This window comes from Parabacteroides sp. AF14-59 (genome assembly GCF_003479515.1).
In the GTDB taxonomy this organism is placed as follows: Bacteria; Bacteroidota; Bacteroidia; order Bacteroidales; family Tannerellaceae; genus Parabacteroides; species Parabacteroides faecis.
The window spans coordinates 1-2,497 of sequence record NZ_QUHH01000055.1 but is presented as its reverse complement, the minus strand read 5'-3'; the positions used below and the strand labels follow the sequence as shown (position 1 = coordinate 2,497).

Genomic DNA, 2,497 nt, shown 5'->3' with positions numbered 1-2,497 from the left:
CGACCACGAGGTGCTGCGCCCATAAGGGCATATAGTAAATGTAGGCTTAGCAACCTACCCGGCAAGGGTTTTCAACGCCGGTCATTAGCCAACTTATCCACTTAGCCGAAAGGCGGTGGGGAGTGTCGCATGTTGGAAACGGCATAAGTCAGCTAACTATCATGCTGCTACTGAATGTCTAAATGAAATGATAGATATGAGGATGAAGACTATACTGTTTGAACGACAGTCCGAGTTGTTAGTTGGTAAACCCCGACGGAAGATAGTTACAAACGTCGGGCTGCAATACTTCTACTTTCCTACCTCAAGTACGAGAGCCGAAAACCGATTGCAGAACAGCCGCAATAAGCGGAAAAGGACGAAAATCGCATCCGACAATCTATTGAGCTATGTTACTATATGTCTAAATGGGGATTGTCTAAGTAGGAATGCCGAAAGGCTATGGGGTTTGCCCCCTGAATATCCTATATGACAACAGAGTCTCCGTAGTAGTCCGAGCAAGGGAAAGCCTTGTACATGGCGAAGGGAGACAGTGAGTTATTATTTAATATGTTTAACGAATGATGTGTGAGACATTATGAGAGATTCAGCAAATGTATTAAACAGTCTGGCTGGGCACAGCCAAGACCCTAATTACAAGTTTGAACGGCTTTACCGACTGCTGTTCAATGAAAATCTGTACGCACTTGCCTATCAAAAGTTGTCGCAGAATGCGGGCAACTATACGAAAGGCACAGACGGGCAGACCATAGACGGAATGAGCATAAAGCACATTCACTCTATCATTGGACAGTTGAAAGACGAAAGTTACCGTCCGTGCCCTGCACGGAGAATTTACATTCCCAAAAAGAATGGCAAGCAACGTCCTTTAGGCATACCAGCCTTTAAGGACAAACTTGTACAGGAAGTTGTAAGGATGATTCTTGAATCCATCTACGAAGGTCATTTTGAAGACTGCTCGCATGGATTCAGACCACACCGTGGCTGTCATACGGCTATGGCTTCCTTACAAAAGGGAGGTACGGGAGCACGTTGGTTCATCGAGGGAGACATCAAGGGTTTCTTTGACAACATCAACCATGATGTTTTAATCGGAATCCTTGCTGAAAGAATCAATGACGAGCGTTTCCTGCGACTGATACGTAAATTCCTCAAAGCAGGCTACATGGAACAATGGGAGTACAAAAATTCCTATATCGGAACACCGCAGGGAGGCATAATAAGTCCGATTTTGGCGAATATTTATCTTGACAAACTCGATAAATTTATGCGGAACTACATAAACGTCTTCAATAAAGGTAAAGCACGTGTACGCAACCCCGAATATAAAAGGGTTGCAAATCGTAAGGACAAACGTGTAAAGAAACTGAAGAATGAAACAGACGAGCAGAAGAAAGAAGCATTGCGCAGGGAGATAGCCATTCTCCACCGTGAGATGCAACAACTTCCTGCAACTCTTGACATGGACGAAAACTTCAAACGCATGAGGTATGTACGCTATGCCGATGATTTTCTGATTTGCGTAATCGGAAGTAAAGAGGACTGTGTAAAAGCAAAGGGGGACATTAAGACCTTTCTGCAAGATACGTTGAAACTCGAACTTTCGGATGAAAAGACGTTAATCACCAACTCACACGACGCAGCCAAATTTCTCGGCTTTGATGTTACAGTCCGCAGTACGGACAAGACGAGAAAGGATTTCAGAGGAATCCCCATACGCTCACTTGACCATAAAGTGGTTCTTCTCCTGCCTTATGAGGTTATGAGAAAGAAACTGCTTGACTATAATGCGATGCGCATAATAATCAAGAATGGCAAGGAAGCATGGGAATCGACCTCACGCCCGTATCTCCGTAGTAATGATGACCTTGAAATACTCAACCGATACAATTCGGAAATTCGGGGAATCTATAACTACTACTGTATTGCAAACAATGTCAACATTCTCAATAGTTTCTATTACTACATGAAAGAGAGTATGTATAAAACATTATCATCCAAGTATGAATCAACCGTAAGGAAAATAATCCGTAAATATTGCCGGAATAAAGTCTTTACAGTAAGGTATGAAAACAACAAGGGCGAAATGTTGGAACGTACTATTTATCATGGAGGGTTCAAGCAGAGAAAAGACGCGCGTATTGACAATGCGCATATCATGCCCAGTTATCGCGGGACTGAAAGTACCAGCCTTATGGCTCGGTTGAAAGCCCGTGAATGTGAATATTGCGGAGCGGAGGACAACCTTAGAATGGTGCATGTCCGCAAGCTAAAAGACCTGAAAGGCAAACAGGAGTGGGAACGCTTCATGATTGCCAGACAGAGAAAAACAATAGCAGTATGTGAAAATTGTTATCGTAAGATTCATGAAAAGAAATAGACTGAAAATAACCATGGAGAGCCGTATACATGGAGACGTGTACGTACGGTTCGGTGGCGAGCGTTTAGAAACCTACCGTCCGAAAGGACGGCAAGGCGCTTTGCGCTTAGCCTGTGG

1 protein-coding gene is annotated in these 2,497 nt (G+C 43.8%); it reads left to right on the top strand.

The window, feature by feature from the left end; translation table 11 throughout:
- Positions 1-577 precede the first annotated feature (577 nt).
- Entirely contained in the window at positions 578-2,380 is a 1,803-nt protein-coding gene (locus DWW23_RS26275; protein WP_008646012.1) for a reverse transcriptase domain-containing protein, read from the top strand.
- Positions 2,381-2,497 lie beyond the last annotated feature (117 nt).

What these genes read in the sequence shown, in the direction of transcription:
- DWW23_RS26275 (WP_008646012.1), top strand. Translation starts at nt 578, where the DNA reads ATGAGAGATTCAGCAAATGTATTAAACAGTCTGGCTGGGCACAGCCAA.